12 protein-coding genes and 1 other RNA gene are annotated in these 15901 nt (G+C 65.4%); 5 read left to right on the top strand and 8 right to left on the bottom strand.

Going from position 1 to position 15901, the window contains the following annotated elements:
- The first annotated feature begins 230 nt into the window (after window positions 1-230).
- Window positions 231-1424 (top strand): efflux RND transporter periplasmic adaptor subunit, encoded by a 1194-nt coding sequence (locus GGD66_RS35525; RefSeq protein WP_018318713.1) that lies wholly within the window; start codon window positions 231-233, stop codon window positions 1422-1424.
- A gap of 6 nt (window positions 1425-1430) precedes the next feature.
- On the top strand, window positions 1431-4586 hold the full coding sequence (locus GGD66_RS35520; RefSeq protein ID WP_183261356.1) for a multidrug efflux RND transporter permease subunit: 3156 nt from the start codon (window positions 1431-1433) through the stop codon (window positions 4584-4586).
- A 140-nt stretch (window positions 4587-4726) separates the two neighbouring features.
- Here the strand turns inward: GGD66_RS35520 and GGD66_RS35515 are convergent, their stop codons facing one another.
- From GGD66_RS35515 to tkt, 8 genes are all read right to left on the bottom strand, one after another.
- A complete protein-coding gene (locus tag GGD66_RS35515) occupies window positions 4727-5518 on the bottom strand; it encodes an inositol monophosphatase family protein (RefSeq protein ID WP_183261354.1) in 792 nt (263 codons plus the stop codon).
- 97 nt (window positions 5519-5615) lie between these two features.
- Window positions 5616-6692 carry a tetratricopeptide repeat protein gene (locus GGD66_RS35510; RefSeq protein ID WP_183261350.1) on the bottom strand — a complete coding sequence of 359 codons (1077 nt, stop codon included), beginning with the start codon at window positions 6690-6692 and terminating at the stop codon, window positions 5616-5618.
- Window positions 6693-6700: 8 nt separating this feature from the next.
- On the bottom strand, window positions 6701-7390 hold the full coding sequence (locus tag GGD66_RS35505) for a thiamine phosphate synthase (protein WP_183261347.1): 690 nt from the start codon (window positions 7388-7390) through the stop codon (window positions 6701-6703).
- Between the two features lie 3 nt (window positions 7391-7393).
- Window positions 7394-8419, bottom strand: a complete 1026-nt coding sequence (locus GGD66_RS35500; RefSeq protein WP_183261345.1) for a class I fructose-bisphosphate aldolase — start codon at window positions 8417-8419, stop codon at window positions 7394-7396.
- Between the two features lie 270 nt (window positions 8420-8689).
- A complete protein-coding gene (gene fba, locus GGD66_RS35495) occupies window positions 8690-9757 on the bottom strand; it encodes a class II fructose-bisphosphate aldolase (RefSeq protein ID WP_018318707.1) in 1068 nt (355 codons plus the stop codon).
- Between the two features lie 56 nt (window positions 9758-9813).
- Complete coding sequence (locus GGD66_RS35490; protein WP_183261343.1) at window positions 9814-11010, bottom strand: phosphoglycerate kinase; 1197 nt, start codon at window positions 11008-11010, stop codon at window positions 9814-9816.
- A gap of 141 nt (window positions 11011-11151) precedes the next feature.
- Window positions 11152-12159, bottom strand: coding sequence for a type I glyceraldehyde-3-phosphate dehydrogenase (gene gap / locus GGD66_RS35485; RefSeq protein ID WP_092254501.1), 1008 nt, complete (start codon window positions 12157-12159; stop codon window positions 11152-11154).
- A gap of 148 nt (window positions 12160-12307) precedes the next feature.
- Window positions 12308-14293: a transketolase gene (tkt, locus tag GGD66_RS35480; RefSeq protein WP_183261341.1), complete on the bottom strand. Its 1986-nt coding sequence runs from the start codon at window positions 14291-14293 to the stop codon at window positions 12308-12310.
- A gap of 383 nt (window positions 14294-14676) precedes the next feature.
- Between tkt and GGD66_RS35475 the strand changes: the two genes are divergently transcribed.
- The 3 genes from GGD66_RS35475 (at window position 14677) to ssrS (ending at window position 15834) form a co-directional block, all read left to right on the top strand.
- Window positions 14677-14997 (top strand): DUF4164 domain-containing protein, encoded by a 321-nt coding sequence (locus GGD66_RS35475; RefSeq protein ID WP_018318703.1) that lies wholly within the window; start codon window positions 14677-14679, stop codon window positions 14995-14997.
- Window positions 14994-15377, top strand: coding sequence for a cell division protein ZapA (locus tag GGD66_RS35470; protein ID WP_018318702.1), 384 nt, complete (start codon window positions 14994-14996; stop codon window positions 15375-15377). The genes GGD66_RS35475 and GGD66_RS35470 overlap by 4 nt, the downstream gene beginning before the upstream one ends.
- A gap of 296 nt (window positions 15378-15673) precedes the next feature.
- Window positions 15674-15834: non-coding RNA, 6S RNA (gene ssrS, locus GGD66_RS35465), on the top strand.
- Window positions 15835-15901 lie beyond the last annotated feature (67 nt).

Below are 15901 nucleotides of genomic sequence, written 5' to 3'. Positions count from 1 at the left end.
TGCGATGTTCCGCCGCACACGCGCCGGTGGAACCCCGACTCACAATCAAGTGACACGGCAAAAGCCTTCTTATTTCAATTACGTAAGCTGTGTGACAATGAGCCGCCCGCGCCATGCGTTGCATCGCAGCAGATGCATTCTATTTTGGCGATATCAGCCGCGTGTAAAGGGCCCAGAACGGGCCTCGCGCGAGCATGATTAGTTTCAACAATATCGGGGCACCCCATTTCATGTCAGGACTTCGCGCGCGATCGGCATGCGTTGCAATACTGCTCGCGGCCCTGGCGCCGCTGCTTGGTGCTTGCGACGAATCCAGCTCCGCCGTGTCTGCCGCCCCGCCCACCTATCCGGACGTCAGCATCGTCATTGTTAAGCCGCAGCCGCGCGCAGTGGTCCGGGAATTGCCGGGACGCATCGCGCCGACGCGTGTCTCGGACGTGCGGCCGCGCGTCTCCGGCATCGTGGTCGAGCGCCTGTTCCGCCAGGGCAGCGAGGTGAAGGCAGGCGATCCGCTCTACCGCATCGATCCACGTCCGTTCGAGGTCGAGGTGCTGGCCAACGAGGCGGCGCTCGCCAAGGCCGAGGCTGCTGCGATGCAGGCGCACCAGCAGGCACGCCGCGTCGCTGCGCTCACCAAGGACCGCGCCGCGCCGGAAGCCGAGAACGAAAAGGCGATCGCGGCCGAGCGTCAGGCCCACGCCGAGGTCGAGGGACGCAAGGCCGAGCTCGCGCGGGCAAAGCTCAATCTCGATTATGCCACCGTGCGCGCGCCGATCGACGGCGTCGTCGGTGCGGCCCTCGTCAGCGAAGGCGCGCTCGCCGTGCAGAACGAGACCAATCTCGCCACCATCCAGCAGCTCGATCCGATCTATGCCGACTTCACCCAGTCGGTGACCGAGCTCAACCAGCTCCGCCGCGCCTTCGAAACCGGCGATCTCGAGCGTATCGCGTCCGACGCCGCCAAGGTGCGCCTCGTGCTCGACGACAACACGCTTTATTCGCTCGACGGCAAGCTGCTGTTCTCCGACGCCAAGGTCGACGCCCACACCGGGCAGGTGACGTTGCGCGGCGAGTTCCCCAATCCCAAGCGCGAACTGCTGCCGGGCATGTATGTCCGCGTCCGCATCGACCAGGGTCTCGATAGCGACGCGATCGCGGTGCCGCAGCAGGCGATCCAGCGCAATGGCGGCGGCGGCAGCGAAGTGTTTGTCGTCAAGGACGACAACCACATCGCGGTGCAGCCGGTGCGCACGGGGTCGGTGCAGGACGGAATCTGGTTTGTCACCGAGGGCCTGAAGGCCGGCGACAAGGTCGTGGTTGAAGGCTTCCAGAAGTTCGCCGCCGGCGACAAGGTCAAGCCGCAATCCTGGTCGGAGGCGGACGCGACCGCGGACAACCGGCACGCCCTGAAGCTCACGCGGTAACGCGCCATGGCGAGTTTCTTTATCGACAGGCCAATCTTTGCCTGGGTGGTCGCGCTGTTCATCTGCTTGATCGGCGCAATTGCCGTGCCGCTGCTGCCGATCGCGCAATATCCGATCATCGCGCCGCCCTCGATCTCGATCTCGACCAGCTATCCTGGCGCCTCGCCCGAAAACCTCTACAACAGCGTCACGCGACTGATCGAGGAGGAGCTCAACGGCGCCTCCGGCATCCTCAATTTCGAATCGACCAGCGACTCGCTCGGCCAGGTCGAGATCATCGCCAATTTCGTGCCCGGCACCGATACCAGCGCGGCCTCGGTCGAGGTGCAGAACCGCATCAAGCGGGTCGAGGCGCGCCTGCCGCGCGCGGTGATTCAGCAGGGTATCCTGATCGAGGAAGCCTCGAGCGCGGTGCTCCAGATCATCACGCTGAATTCGACCGACGGCAGCCTCGACGAGGTCGGGCTCGGCGACTTCATGATCCGCAACGTGCTCGGTGAAGTCCGCCGCATCCCCGGCGTCGGCCGCGCCACGCTCTATTCGACCGAGCGCTCGCTTCGCGTCTGGGTCGATCCGGCCAAGCTCGTCGGCTATGGGCTCACCGCCGACGACGTCAACAAGGCCATTGCCGCGCAGAACGCGCAGGTTGCCTCGGGCAGCATCGGCGCCGAGCCGTCGACCTCGAGCCAGCGCACCTCCTCGCTGGTGCTGGTCAAGGGCCAGCTGTCTTCCCCGGATGAATTCGGCGCCATCATCCTGCGCGCCAATGCCGACGGCTCGACCGTGCGCCTGCGCGACGTTGCGCGCATCGAGGTCGGCGGCCTCAGCTACCAGTTCAACACGCGCCTGAATGGCAAGCCGACCGCCGGTCTCTCGGTGTTGATGTCGCCGACCGGCAATGCGTTGGCGACCGCGAGCGCGGTCGAAGAGAAGATGAAGGAGCTGTCGCGCTTCTTTCCGGCCAACATCACTTACGAGATTCCCTACAACATCACGCCGGTGGTCGAGGCTTCGATCAAGAAGGTGCTGACGACGCTGGTCGAAGCCGTGGTGCTGGTGTTCGTGGTGATGTTCCTGTTCCTGCAGAACATCCGCTACACCATCATCCCGACCATCGTTGTGCCGGTGGCGCTTCTGGGCGCCTGCACCACGCTGCTGCTCGCCGGCTATTCCATCAACATGCTCTCGATGTTCGGCATGGTGCTCGCGGTCGGCATCCTCGTCGACGACGCCATTGTCGTGGTCGAGAACGTCGAGCGCATCATGAGCGAGGAGGGGCTGCCGCCGAAGGAGGCGACGCGCAAGGCGATGTCGCAGATATCGGGCGCCATCATCGGCATCACGCTGGTGCTGATGGCGGTGTTCGTGCCGATGGCGTTCTTCCCGGGATCGGTCGGCATCATCTACCGCCAGTTCTCGGTCACCATGGTCGCGGCGATCGGCTTCTCCGCATTCCTCGCGCTGTCGCTGACGCCGGCGCTGTGCGCGACCTTGCTCAAGCCGGTTGCGGCCGGCCACGGTCATGCGAAGCGGGGCGTGTTCGGCTGGTTCAACCGCGTGCTCGAAGGCGGCAAGGAAGGCTATTCCCGCACCGTCGGCTTCTCGCTGAAGCGGACCGGCCGCCTGATGCTGGTCTATGTCGCGCTGCTCGTCGGCCTGTCCTGGGCCTTCGTCAGCCTGCCGGGCGGCTTCCTGCCGATCGACGACCAGGGCTTCGTCACCACCGACGTGCAAACGCCGTCGGATTCTTCTTATCCCCGCACCGAGGCCGTGATCGAGAAGGTCGAGAAATATCTCGCTGAACGGCCGGGCGTGAAAGATGTCACCTTCCTCACCGGCTTCAGCTTCTCCGGCCAGGGCATGAATACCGCGCAGGCCTTCATCACGCTGAAGGACTGGTCGGAGCGTGGACCGAAGGATTCGGCCGCGGCGATCGTCAACGACATCAACCGCGATCTGGGGGCGTCGATCCGCGACGCCAAAATCTCCGCGCTGCAGCCGCCTCCGATCGACAATCTCGGCAACTCGTCGGGCTTCTCGTTCCGCCTCCAGGACCGCGGACAGAAGGGCTATCCGGCCTTGATGCGCGCCGCCGATCAGTTGATCGCGGAAGCCAACGCCAGTCCCGTGCTTCAGAAGGTCTATGTCGAAGGCCTGCCCGAGGCCGGGGTGGTCAATCTCATGATCGACCGCGAGAAGGCCGGTGCCTTCGGCGTCACCTTCGAGGACATCAACAACACGATTTCGACCAATCTCGGGTCGAACTACATCAACGACTTCCCGAACCGCGGCCGCATGCAGCGCGTCGTGGTGCAGGCCGACGCCCGCGACCGCATGCGGACCGAGGACATCCTCAACTACAACGTCAAGAACAGCCGCGGTCAGCTGGTGCCGTTCTCGTCCTTTGCCACGGTGGAATGGGCGCGAGGCCCGACCCAGATCGCAGGCTTCAACTATTATCCGGCGGTGCGCATCTCCGGCGAGGCCAAGCCCGGCTTCACCTCGGGTGACGCGATCGCCGAGATGGAGCGTCTTGCCGGCCGTCTGCCGCGCGGCTTCGGCTACGAATGGACCGGGCAGTCGCTCCAGGAGAAGCTGTCGGGCTCGCAGGCGCCGTTCCTGCTCGGTCTGTCGGTGTTCGTGGTGTTCCTGTGCCTCGCGGCGCTCTACGAGAGCTGGACCATTCCGCTCGCGGTGCTGCTCACCGTGCCGCTCGGCATCGTCGGCGCGGTGATCGCGGCCATGCTGCGCGGCCTGCCCAACGACGTCTATTTCACCGTCGGCCTGATCACCATCATCGGCCTTGCGGCAAAGGACGCGATCCTGATCATCGAATTCGCGAAGGATCTGCGGAAAGAAGGCAAGCCGCTGGTGGAAGCCACCATCGAGGCCTGCCGCCTGCGCTTCCGCCCGATCCTGATGACCGGCCTCGCCTTCATTTGCGGCGTGCTGCCGATGGCGATCGCCCACGGCGCCGGCGGCGCCAGCCAGCAGGCGCTCGGCAGCATCGTGATGGGCGGCATGATCGCGGTCGTGATCCTGGCGCTGTTGATGGTGCCGGTGTTCTTCGTCTCGGTACAGCGCGTGCTGGCAGGGGACAGGGAGAAGGTAGCGAGAGAGGGCGAGGCGTACGGGCCACCGGCGCCGGTGCGGTCGACGTAACGCCACCGTCGTCATTCCGGGCGCGAAGCGCGAACTATGATGCGCAGTTGCGCATCTGAGAATCCATCATGCCACCATTGATGCGGATCAATGGATTCCGGGTCCGCGCCAAGAGGCGCGTCCCGGAATGACGATGCGTCTTACGCCGGCTTCCGCAAGATCTTCACCAATTCCCCGTGCACGTACTCATTCCCGCACACCACGTCCCCGGTGACCAGCGCTTCGCCGGGCGTGTTGATGTCACTCACCGTGCCGCCCGCTTCGCGCACCATCAGCATGCCGGCGGCGATGTCCCAGGATTGCAGATTGCGTTCCCAATAGCCGTCGAGGCGGCCGGCGGCGACGAAGGCGAGGTCGAGGGAGGCGGCGCCGAAGCGGCGGAGCCCTGCGACGCGGTCCTGGATCGCGGTCATCTCGCGGCGGAATTCCTCGTGGTCGCCGCGGCCGATATGAGGCAGGCCGCAGGCCACCACGCATTCGTTGAGCTGGCGGCGGCCGGCGACGCGCAGGCGCTGGTCGTTGAGGAAGACGCCCTTGCCGCGCTCGGCGATGTAGAGCTCGTCATTGGCGGGGTTGTAGATCACGCCCGCAATGATCGTGCCCTCGCGCACGAGGCCGATCGAGATCGCGAATTGCGGGATGCCGTGCAGGAAGTTGGTGGTGCCGTCGAGCGGGTCGACGATCCAGGTGTGGCTCTTGTCGGAGCCCTCGCGCGTGCCGCCCTCCTCGCCGATGAAGCCGTAGCCGGGCCGCGCCTTGGCGAGGTCCTGGTAGAGGATCTCCTCGGCGCGCTTGTCGGCGAGCGAGACGAAATTGGCAGGCCCCTTCAGCGAGACCTGGAGATGCTCGATCTCGCCGAGATCGCGCTTGAGGCTGCGGCCAGCGCGGCGCGCGGCTTTGACCATGACGTTGATAGTGGCGGAATACAGCATGAGCTCTGGTCTTGATCGGGGGAAATGGCGGGAAATCACGCCTGTTTGGGGGACTGGGTGCCCTGCAAGGGCCCTCAGGTCAAGTCATTGCGTCAAGTCATTTGGTCCCGAGCCATTTTCTGGCGGCGGCCTCCGCCTTGGCCCGGTCCTCGGCCGGCAGGTCGGATAATTGCTTGTCGAGCTCCGGGTCGCCCTTGCCGGCGGTTTTGGCCACCAGGTGCCATTTGAAGCCCTCGACCTTGTCTACGGACGTGCCCACGCCGTTGATCAGCACCCACGCCAGCCGGTTCTGCGCGATCGCGCTGCCCTGGCGAGAGGCCTTGCGGAGCAGGGCGACGGCAGCCGGCTGGTTCTTCGGCGTGCCGGTGCCGTTGAACATGGCGATGGCATATTCGACCTCGGCGTCGACATTGTCGGCGAGGGAGGCGGCCTGGAGCAGCCGCACCGAGCGTTCCGCGTCCTTCGGCACGCCGGTGCCTTCCTTGTAGAAGGTCGCCAGCGCGTATTGCGCCTCGGGCAGGCCTGCATCGGCGGCCTGGCGCAGCAGCTCGGCGGAGCGCTTCACGTCCTGCGGCAGGGTCTGGCCGTCGAGATAGAGCAGAGCGAGGTTATAGGCCGCCCTGGGCTCGCCGAGCTTGGCGGCCGACGCCATCAGCTTGACCGCCTCGCTCTTGTCGATCGGGCCGCCGCGGCCCGAAATGCGCAGCATGGAGAGCGCGAACATCGCCTCGCGGTCGCCGGCATCGGCCGCGCGCTTGTACCATTCGGCGGCCTTGGCGTAGTCGCGCCGCATGCCCATGGCATTGGAATAGAGCTCGCCGAGCATTGTCATCGCCTTGGGATCGCCGGCTTGCGCGCGGGCGGTGGCGAGGTCGAACGCGGTCTTGTACTGGCCGCGCTGATAGGCGCCGAACACCAGATCGACGTTGGAATTTTCGGTCGGCGGCGCCGGGATCACGGTGGCGGCCGGCTTGGGGGAAGGGGACGGCTTGGGTGAGGCGGAAGGCTTGGGCGCCGGCGCGGCCTCTTTCTTCTTGGTGAGCGCGTGCGGCTTGGACTTTTGCTTCTCAGGCGCCGCGCTCGGCGTTGTCGCCGGCGGGGTAATCTGGAGCTGCGCGGCCGCGGGCACTGTGAGCAGCAGCGTAGCCAGCAAGGTGATGCAGGGGAGCTTCATGTCGGGCGCTAGCCGTGCTCCTGGCTCGCAGGATCTTGGCCCGCAAGCGCCGTCGCATGGGCCTTCTTGATCGCAGCATCGACCTCGATCAGCGCAGCCTTGGGCCCGCGCGGATCGGCCCAGATGAAGTCGCCGACCAGCACGAAATCGGCGCCGCTGGCAGCGAAATCGTGGGCTTCCTGCAGCGACATGGCAAAGCCGACGCAGGGTGGCTCGAATAGCTCCGCCCACCAGTCCAGCCGCTCCGCGATGGCTTGCGCCTGGGGGCGCTGGCCTTTCGCATCGGGCTCACCGAACAGCACGTAATCCGCGCCCATCTCGCCCGCATCCATGGAATGGTGCCGCGTCGTCAGCCCGCCAACACCGGCGATGCGATCGGGCTTGAGCGATGGCAGTGCCTCTTTCAGCGCGGCGATGCCGGGCAGGTGCGCACCATCGGCGCCGCCGCGCGCGACCAGCTCGGCATGGCCCTCGACGAGCAGCGCGGCGCCCGCTTTCTGCACCGGCGGAGCGAGCGCCTTGATGCGCGAGATCATGGTGCGCTGGTCCGTCTCCTTCAGCCGTAGCAGCACGGCCGCGACGTCGGCGGCGGCCAGCAGGCCCGGCAGCTCGGCCACAAGCGAAGCGGGATCATCGACGACAGGCGTCGCGAGATAGAGGCGCGGCGCCGGGCGCGGCGGAGGCGGTTTGTTCGACAAGATCTAGGCTGCCTTCTTTTCCAGGCTACTTTGCCATTCGCCCTTGGAGGCGAGGCCGTTCATTCGCGCGCGATGGCTGAAGGCGGTTTGGCCGGCCGCGACGTTCTCGGCCTTGCCGGACCAGGCTTTCTGCGGCGCGGCCTGCAGGGCGCGGCCGTAGGAGAAGGTCAGGCCCCAGGGCAGCGGGCCGAGCTTGTGCATGGCGTTGAGATGCGCGGTCGCCTCCTCGTCGGACTGGCCGCCGGAGAGGAAGGCGATGCCGGGCACGGCCGCGGGCACGCAAGCCCTGAGCAGCCGGATCGTCTTCTCGGCGACCTCCTCGACGGAAGCCTGCTTTGCGCATTTCTTGCCCGATATTGCCATGTTGGGTTTCAGCACCATGCCTTCGAGCGCGACGCGCTGCACGCGCAATTCCTGGAACGTCTTGTTGAGCACGCGGGTCGTCACCTCATAGCAGCGGTCGATGTCGTGATCGCCGTCCATCAGCACCTCGGGCTCGACGATCGGCACGATCTGCGCGGCCTGGCACAGCGCGGCATAGCGCGCCAGTGCATGGGCGTTGACGCTGATCGCGGTCATCGAGGGGATGCCGCTGCCAATGTCGATCACAGCGCGCCATTTGGCGAAGCGCGCGCCGCGCTCATAGTATTTCTTCAGCCGTTCGGCGAGCTTGTCGAGCCCGACGGTGACCAGTTCGCCCGGGCACATCGGCAGGGCTTGCGTCCCCTCGTCGACCTTGATGCCGGGAATGGCACCACTCTGCTCGATCAGCCTGATCAGCGGCGTGCCGTCCTTGGCATCCTGCCAGATCGTCTCGTCATAGAGGATCACGCCGGAAATATACTGGCTCATGGCCTCCCTGGAGCGGAACAGCATCTCGCGATAGTCGCGGCGGTTGTCTTCGGTCGAGTCCACGTCGATCGCGTCAAAGCGCTTCTTGATGGTGCCGGAGGATTCGTCGGCGGCGAGGATACCCTTGCCTGATACGACCATGGCGGTCGCGATCCTGTTGAGCTCAGTCAGATTCATCGAGGGGTCCTCCCAAAACGATTCTGCCCTTGCCCGTGAAAATAGACCGTTCTCGGGCAATTGCCGAGTTAACGTTCGTCGCAGGGTAAAGGGGGGAGGCTGGGTTCTTCGCCTCTCCCCGCTGGCGGGGAGAGGCCGACGCGCACCAGCGCGGCGGGTGAGGGGGACTCTCCGCGAGTCCATTTGTCACCAATTATGCGGAAACAGCCCCTCACCCCGCCCTCTCCCCGCAAGAGCGGGGCGAGGGGGACGAGAGAGCGTTTGCGGCCCTTACGCTACCTTCGGGTCCAGCTCGCCCTTGGCGTATCGCTTGGCCATCTCGGCGGTGGTCAGGACCTTCTTGATCTTGGAGGCCTGGCCTGCGGTGTTGAACTCCTGGAGGCGCTGCTTGCACAGCTTGGTCATCGCCTCCATCGCCGGCTTCAAATATTTGCGCGGATCGAACTCTTCCGGATTGTCCTTGAGCACTTTCCGGATCTGGCCGGTCATGGCCATGCGGTTGTCGGTGTCGATGTTGATCTTGCGCACGCCGTTCTTGATGCCGCGCTGGATTTCGGACACAGGCACGCCCCAGGTCGGCTTCATCTTGCCGCCATTGGCGTTGATGATCTCCTGCAGGTCCTGCGGCACCGAGGAGGAGCCGTGCATCACCAGATGCGTGTTCGGCAGCTTGCGGTGGATCTCCTCGATCACGTTCATGGCGAGAATGTCGCCGTCCGGCTTGCGGGTGAACTTGTAGGCGCCGTGCGAGGTCCCCATCGCGATCGCGAGCGCGTCGACCCTGGTCTCCTGGACGAACTTCACGGCCTCGTCCGGATTGGTCAGGAGCTGGTCGTGGCTGAGCTTGCCTTCGGCGCCGTGGCCGTCTTCCTTGTCGCCCATGCCGGTTTCGAGCGAGCCGAGCACGCCGAGCTCGCCTTCCACCGAGATGCCGCCGAGATGGGCCATGTCGGTCACGGTCTTGGTGACGCCGACATTGTAGCCCCAGTCGCCGGGGGTCTTGCCGTCGGCCTTGAGCGAGCCGTCCATCATCACCGAGGTAAAGCCGGCCTGGATCGCGGTCATGCAGGTCGCCGGCTCGTTGCCGTGGTCGAGATGCACGCAGACCGGGATGTGCGGATAGATCTCGGTCACCGCGTCCATCATGTGCTTGAGCATGACGTCGTTGGCGTAGGAGCGCGCACCGCGCGAGGCCTGGATGATGACGGGCGCGTCGACCTGGTTGGCCGCGTCCATGATCGCCAGCGCCTGCTCCATATTGTTGATGTTGAAGGCCGGTACGCCGTAATCGTTCTCCGCCGCGTGGTCGAGCAATTGACGTAACGTGATCCGAGCCATCTGTCTTTTTCTCCCGTTGGGGCCTTGCGGGGCCGCTGATTACTCGCCGATCTGGCTTACTTGACGCGCAAAACCTCGACGCCGGGCAGGGGCTTGCCTTCCATCCATTCGAGGAACGCGCCACCGGCGGTCGAGACATAGGTGAAGTCACCGGCCACATGGGCCTGGTTGAGCGCCGCGACGGTGTCGCCGCCGCCTGCGATCGAGATCAGCTTCTTGGCCTTGGTGCGCTCGGCGGCGTGCCTGGCGGCCGCGACCGTGCCGCGATCGAACGGCTGCATCTCGAAGGCGCCGAGCGGTCCGTTCCAGACCAAGGTCGCCGCATCGTCGATCGCGGCGTGGACGCGGGCGATCGATTGCGGGCCGACGTCGAGGATCATGCCGTCGGCCGGGATCGCATCGAGCCCATAGGCGTGCGAGGGCGCGTTGGCAGCGAAATGATAGGCAACGGTGGCGTCGACGGGGAGGATGATGGCGCAGTTGGCCGCTTCCGCCTTCTCCATGATGCGCAGCGCGGTGGCGCTAAGATCCTTCTCGGCCAGCGACTTGCCGACCGCGACGCCCTGGGCGTGCAGGAAGGTGTTGGCCATGCCGCCGCCGATCACGAGCGCATCGACCTTGCTGACGAGGTTTTCGAGCAGGTCGATCTTGGTCGAGACTTTTGCGCCGCCGATGATCGCGATGACAGGCTTGGTCGGCGAGCCCAGTGCCTTCTCCAGCGCATCGAGCTCGGCCTGCATGGTGCGGCCGGCATAGGCCGGCAGCTTGTGGCCGAGGCCTTCGGTCGTGGCGTGGGCGCGGTGCGCCGCCGAGAACGCGTCATTGACCCAGATGTCGCCGAGCTTTGCCAGCTCCGCGACGAAGGCCGGATCGTTCTTTTCCTCTTCCTTGTGGAAGCGGGTATTTTCCAGACACAGGATGTCGCCGTCGTTCAGGCCAGCGACGGCCTTGGCCGCGGGCTCGCCGATGCAGTCGTCGGCGAAGGCGACCGGCTTTTTCACCACCTTCGACAGCGCTTCAGCGACGGGCTTGAGCGAGTCCTTGGCGTCTCGCCCCTTCGGCCGGCCGAAATGCGCGAGCAGGATGACCTTGCCGCCCTTGTCCGAGATTTCGGTGATGGTCGGCGCGACGCGCTCGATCCGGGTCGTGTCGCTGACGCGGCCATTGTCCATGGGCACGTTGAGATCGACGCGCAGCAGCACGCGCTTGCCCTTCACGTCGACGTCGTCGAGGGTACGGAATTTGGCGGACATCGGGACACTCTCTTGTCCCGGGCGCTGCGCTGGCCGCGGAGCGGTGCGCTGCAGAACCGGGACCTACGCTGGAGGGACATGGGTCCCGGATCTGCGAAGCAGCGTTCCACGCTGCATCGCGTCCGGGACACGAGAGCGGAGTTAGATCACCTTCGCGATCGCAGCGGCGGTGTCGGCCATGCGGTTCGAGAAGCCCCACTCGTTGTCGTACCAGGACATCACGCGCACCAGCGTGCCGTTCTGCACCTTGGTCTGGTCCTCGTGGAAGGTCGAGGAATGCGGGTCGTGGTTGAAGTCGATCGAGACGTTCGGCGCATTGGTGTAGCCGAGGATGCCCTTGAGCTGCTGCTCGCTGGCGCGCTTCATCGCCGCGTTGATCTCCTTGGCGTCGGTGGCGCGCTTGGCGACGATCTTGAGGTCGACGACCGAGACGTTCGGGGTCGGCACGCGGATCGCGACGCCGTCGAGCTTGCCCTTCAGCTCCGGCAGCACGAGGCCGATCGCCTTCGCAGCACCGGTCGAGGTCGGGATCATCGACATCGCAGCCGCGCGGCCGCGATAGAGATCCTTATGCATCGTATCGAGCGTCGGCTGGTCGCCGGTATAGGCGTGGATCGTGGTCATGAAGCCGGTCTCGATGCCGACGAGATCGTTCAGCACCTTGGCAACCGGCGCCAGGCAATTGGTGGTGCAGGAGCCGTTGGAGATGACCAGGTGCTCCTTGGTCAGCGTCTCATGGTTGACGCCGTAGACGATGGTGGCGTCGGCGCCGTCGGCGGGCGCGGAGACCAGCACGCGCTTGGCGCCGGCGGTCAGATGCGCGGACGCCTTGTCCTTCGAGGTGAAGATGCCGGTGCATTCCATCGCGATGTCGACGCCGAGATCCTTCCACGGCAGCTTCGAGGGATCGCGCTCGGCGGTCACCTTGATCTTGCCGCTGCCGAGATTGATCGTATCGCCGTCGACGGTGACGGTGCCGGGGAAACGGCCATGGACGCTGTCGAAGCGGAGCAGATGGGCGTTGGTCTCGACCGGACCGAGATCATTGATGCCGACGACCTCGATGTCCTTGCGGCCGGACTCGGCGATAGCCCGCAGGATGTTGCGGCCGATGCGGCCAAAACCGTTAATTCCAACGCGGACTGCCATGTTTCGTCTCCTTCAATGACCGTTGTCATCCCGCACAACGCGCTTTGCGCGCCTGCGAGGGTTTTTTAGGGGCGGGCGCCCGGTTCGGCCGGGCGGTGCTTGATCATATGGAAGACTAGGTAGTCCTTTTTTGCGGCAAGCTCAACTCTCAGCTAACGCGCTTCAGCACAGCGTTAACTGCAGCCTCGGCGGTAATGCCGAAATGCTTGTAAAGCTCCTTTGCAGGGCCGCTTTCGCCGAACGAATGCATGCCGATAAATTCGCCATCCTGGCCGATCACGGCATCCCAGCCCCAGCGCACGGCGGCCTCGATCGCAATCTTGACCGGCGCATTGCCGATGATCGCGGCGCGCTTGGCCTCTGGTTGCGCTAACAACAGCTCGAGCGAGGGAACGGAGACAACGCGCGACGCGATACCGCGTTCCGCGAGCTGCTTCTGGGCGGCGACCGCGATCTCGACCTCGGAGCCGGAGGCGAACAGCGTCACCTTGGCTTCGCCCTGAGCGGCGACCAGCTCATAGGCGCCCTGTGCGCAGGGATTGTCGTTCGGCGCGGTGGTCCGGAGCTGCGGCAGATTCTGGCGCGTCAGCGCCAGCACTGTCGGTCCGTCCACGCGATTGAGCGCGAGCTCCCAGCACTCGGCGACCTCCATGGCGTCGCACGGGCGGAACACACGCATGTTCGGAATGGCGCGAAGCGCGGCGAGATGCTCGACCGGCTGATGGGTCGGGCCGTCTTCGCCGAGGCCGATGGAATCGTGCGTCATCACATAGACGACGCCGGAGCCCATCAGCGCGGCAAGGCGCATTGCAGGACGTGCGTAGTCGGTGAACACCAGGAAGGTCGCACCGTTCGGCGCGAAGCCGCCATGCAGGAAGATGCCGTTCATCGCCGCCGCCATGCCGTGCTCGCGAATCCCGTAATGGATGAAGCGGCCCTTCGGCGTCTTCGCCGAGAACGCGGTTGCCGATTTCGCCTTGTTGTTGTTGGAGCCGGTGAGGTCGGCCGAGCCGGCGAGGAATTCCATCGGCATCGCGCCGGCGATGACTTCGATCACGGCTTCCGAGGATTTGCGGGTCGCCGCGGTCATCGGCTTTTCCAGCAATTCCTTCTTGTATGCGCGCACCGCCTTGGCGAGCGCGGCGGGACGCTCATGGCGCAGGCGGCGCTCGAATTCTGCGCGCTTGCGGCTGCCGAACTCGCCGAGCCGGCCCTCCCATTCCTGGCGCGCGGCAGCGCCGCGGCTGCCGGCTGCACGCCACGCCTTCAGCGCGTCGTCGGCGACCGCGAACGGCTCGAGCGAGATGCCGAGATTTTCCTTGGCGGCCTTGAGCTCCTCAGCCCCCAACGCCTCGCCATGCACCTTCGACGTCCCGGCCTTGTGCGGGGCGCCGAAACCGATGGTGGTGCGGCAGGCGATCAGCGTCGGCTTGTTGGATTTCTTCGCGCGCGTGATGGCGTCGGCAATCGCCGCCTGATCGTGGCCGTCGATCTTCTCGGCGGCCCAGCCCGCCGACTTGAAGCGCTTCACCTGGTCGACGGAATCGGAGATCGAGGTCGGGCCGTCGATCGAGATGCCGTTGTCGTCGTAGAGCACGATCATCTTGTTGAGCTTCCAGTGCCCGGCCATCGCGATCGCTTCCTGCGACACGCCTTCCATCAGGTCGCCGTCGGAGGCGAGCACATAGGTGTGGTGATCGACGATCTTCTTGCCGAACTCGGCGGCAAGCATCTTCTCGGCGAGCGCCATGCCGACCGCGGTCGAGATGCCCTGGCCAAGCGGGCCGGTCGTGGTCTCGATGCCGTTGGTGCGGAAATTCTCGGGGTGGCCGGGGGTGAGCGAGTCGACCTGGCGGAACTGCTTGATCTGGTCCAGCGTCATCTCGGAATTGCCGGTCAAATACAGCAGCGAATAGAGCAGCATCGAGCCGTGGCCGGCCGAGAGCACGAAGCGGTCGCGGTCGGGCCAGGCGGGTGCGGCGGCGTCGAATTTCAGGAATTGCGTGAACAGCACCGTGGCGATGTCGGCGGCACCCATCGGCAGGCCGGGATGACCCGATTTCGCCTTCTCGACGGCGTCCATCGAAAGGCCGCGGATCGCGTTGGCCATACGGGTGTGATCGACCTGCGTCATGTCTGAAATCCGTCTGAAATGAGGCGCTTGGAGGCGATGTACGCCCGCGCGGGAGGAGCCTGGCGGCCACTGAAGGTCGGCGCTGGGATAGCACCTCGGTTCCGGGAGTCCAAGGCAGTCAAACGCCGATTCGGCCGTAAAAGTTGCCTGCGGCACGCTTCGAAAGGGGGCTCCGTTTCGGAGGTGATCGCACCGGCAGGAACCCACGGATCGGGATGATCGCTCCCGATCTAGCAGTGCATAGTTTCGCGGCGGCGTTGCGCTTGGCTAGCTTGCCACGTAAATTTCTGCTTCTAACCGCTTGCCGAACCGAGTCTTTTGCCGGACGGCACGCCCCAGGAAAAGGCCACTGGGCAAAGGCCACAGGTTCCGCCGCTGACTACATGAACGATCGCGTGTCCAACAGTGCCGCCATGACGGAGTCCTCCGCGGTCGAGATCGAGATCGCGACCCGCAGGCTGATGGCGGCGCTCGACGCGCTCGAAAGCGCGGTCGAGCGGCGGCGCGATGCTGATCGCGACGAGAACGAACTTGCGGCACGAATCCAGGCACTGGGCGCGGATCGCTCGCGGCTCGCCGACGAGCTCGACGGCGCGCTGGTGAAGGCGCGCAAGCTCGAGCGCACCAATCGCGAGATTTCCGACCGGCTGGATTCCGCGATCGTCACGATACGCTCGGTGCTCGATACCGGAGAGGACGGATGAGCCACATCAACGTCACCATCAATGGCCGGCAATACCGCATGGCCTGCGAGGAGGGCCAGGAGGTGCGGCTGCTCAAGCTCGCGGAAAGCCTGGAGACGCGGATCCAGTCGCTGCGCGGAAAATTCGGCGAGATCGGCGATGCGCGCCTCACCGTGATGGCGGCGCTGACCGTCTGCGACGAGCTGGTCGATGCCGGCAACCGTGTCCGCACCATGGAGCAGGAGCTGACCGAGCTCAGGGACTTCCGCAACGCCGCCGTCGAGCGCGCCCGGATGACGCAGACCGCCGTGGTGAATGCCCTGAACGCTGCGGCCGAACGCATCGAGAAGTCGACCCAGGTCCTGAACCGGACCGTCGGCAATGGGATTGCGATCGGGTAGCGTCCGCGGATCGCAGCTGGTTCGCTCAATGTGTCCGCGCGCGTACCCTCCCCTGGAGGGTCCGGGACGAGCGAAGCTCGCCCGTGGGTCGATCGCGCGCAGCGCGAGCGGGGTGGGGTGATCTCTCCACACGAACACTGTTGGAGGGTGGAGGGACCGTCACCCCACCCCGTCTCACATTTCGCTGCGCTCAATGTGAGCCGACCTCCCCCTCCAGGGAGGGTAAGAAGCGCGCGGCGGAAGCGAGGCTGCTCGTCGGGCTGGCGATTCGTCAGTATCGTTGTTACATTGCGCGGGCGAGGCTGCGACGCGCGTCAGGAGCCATATATCCCCGGGGCCTTATCGATCCTTTAGGGAACTGTCCCTGGCCGGGCCCGTGGGCCCGGACATATGGTGCCCACCTACTTTCGTAGGGAACTCCGGGATCGAGTGCTTCAACGGCGTACGCGGCTTCGCACTTTTGTTTGCATGGTTTGTGCTTGTTGAAACGACTGCGGCCCAGTTCAACAGGTGTCATGCCCTGC

Origin of the sequence: Bradyrhizobium sp. CIR48 (genome assembly GCF_014198315.1) — a bacterium.
In the GTDB taxonomy this organism is placed as follows: Bacteria; Pseudomonadota; Alphaproteobacteria; order Rhizobiales; family Xanthobacteraceae; genus Bradyrhizobium.
This window is presented reverse-complemented; position numbering and strand designations above follow the sequence as displayed.

Excerpts from the sequence above, each read along its gene's own strand:
- GGD66_RS35525 (WP_018318713.1), top strand. The coding sequence starts at position 231 with ATGTCAGGACTTCGCGCGCGATCGGCATGCGTTGCAATACTGCTCGCG.
- GGD66_RS35520 (WP_183261356.1), top strand. The coding sequence starts at position 1,431 with ATGGCGAGTTTCTTTATCGACAGGCCAATCTTTGCCTGGGTGGTCGCG.
- GGD66_RS35515 (WP_183261354.1), bottom strand. The coding sequence starts at position 5,518 with ATGCTGTATTCCGCCACTATCAACGTCATGGTCAAAGCCGCGCGCCGC.
- GGD66_RS35510 (WP_183261350.1), bottom strand. The coding sequence starts at position 6,692 with ATGAAGCTCCCCTGCATCACCTTGCTGGCTACGCTGCTGCTCACAGTG.
- GGD66_RS35500 (WP_183261345.1), bottom strand. The coding sequence starts at position 8,419 with ATGAATCTGACTGAGCTCAACAGGATCGCGACCGCCATGGTCGTATCA.
- fba (WP_018318707.1), bottom strand. The coding sequence starts at position 9,757 with ATGGCTCGGATCACGTTACGTCAATTGCTCGACCACGCGGCGGAGAAC.
- GGD66_RS35490 (WP_183261343.1), bottom strand. The coding sequence starts at position 11,010 with ATGTCCGCCAAATTCCGTACCCTCGACGACGTCGACGTGAAGGGCAAG.
- gap (WP_092254501.1), bottom strand. The coding sequence starts at position 12,159 with ATGGCAGTCCGCGTTGGAATTAACGGTTTTGGCCGCATCGGCCGCAAC.
- tkt (WP_183261341.1), bottom strand. The coding sequence starts at position 14,293 with ATGACGCAGGTCGATCACACCCGTATGGCCAACGCGATCCGCGGCCTT.
- GGD66_RS35475 (WP_018318703.1), top strand. The coding sequence starts at position 14,677 with ATGAACGATCGCGTGTCCAACAGTGCCGCCATGACGGAGTCCTCCGCG.
- GGD66_RS35470 (WP_018318702.1), top strand. The coding sequence starts at position 14,994 with ATGAGCCACATCAACGTCACCATCAATGGCCGGCAATACCGCATGGCC.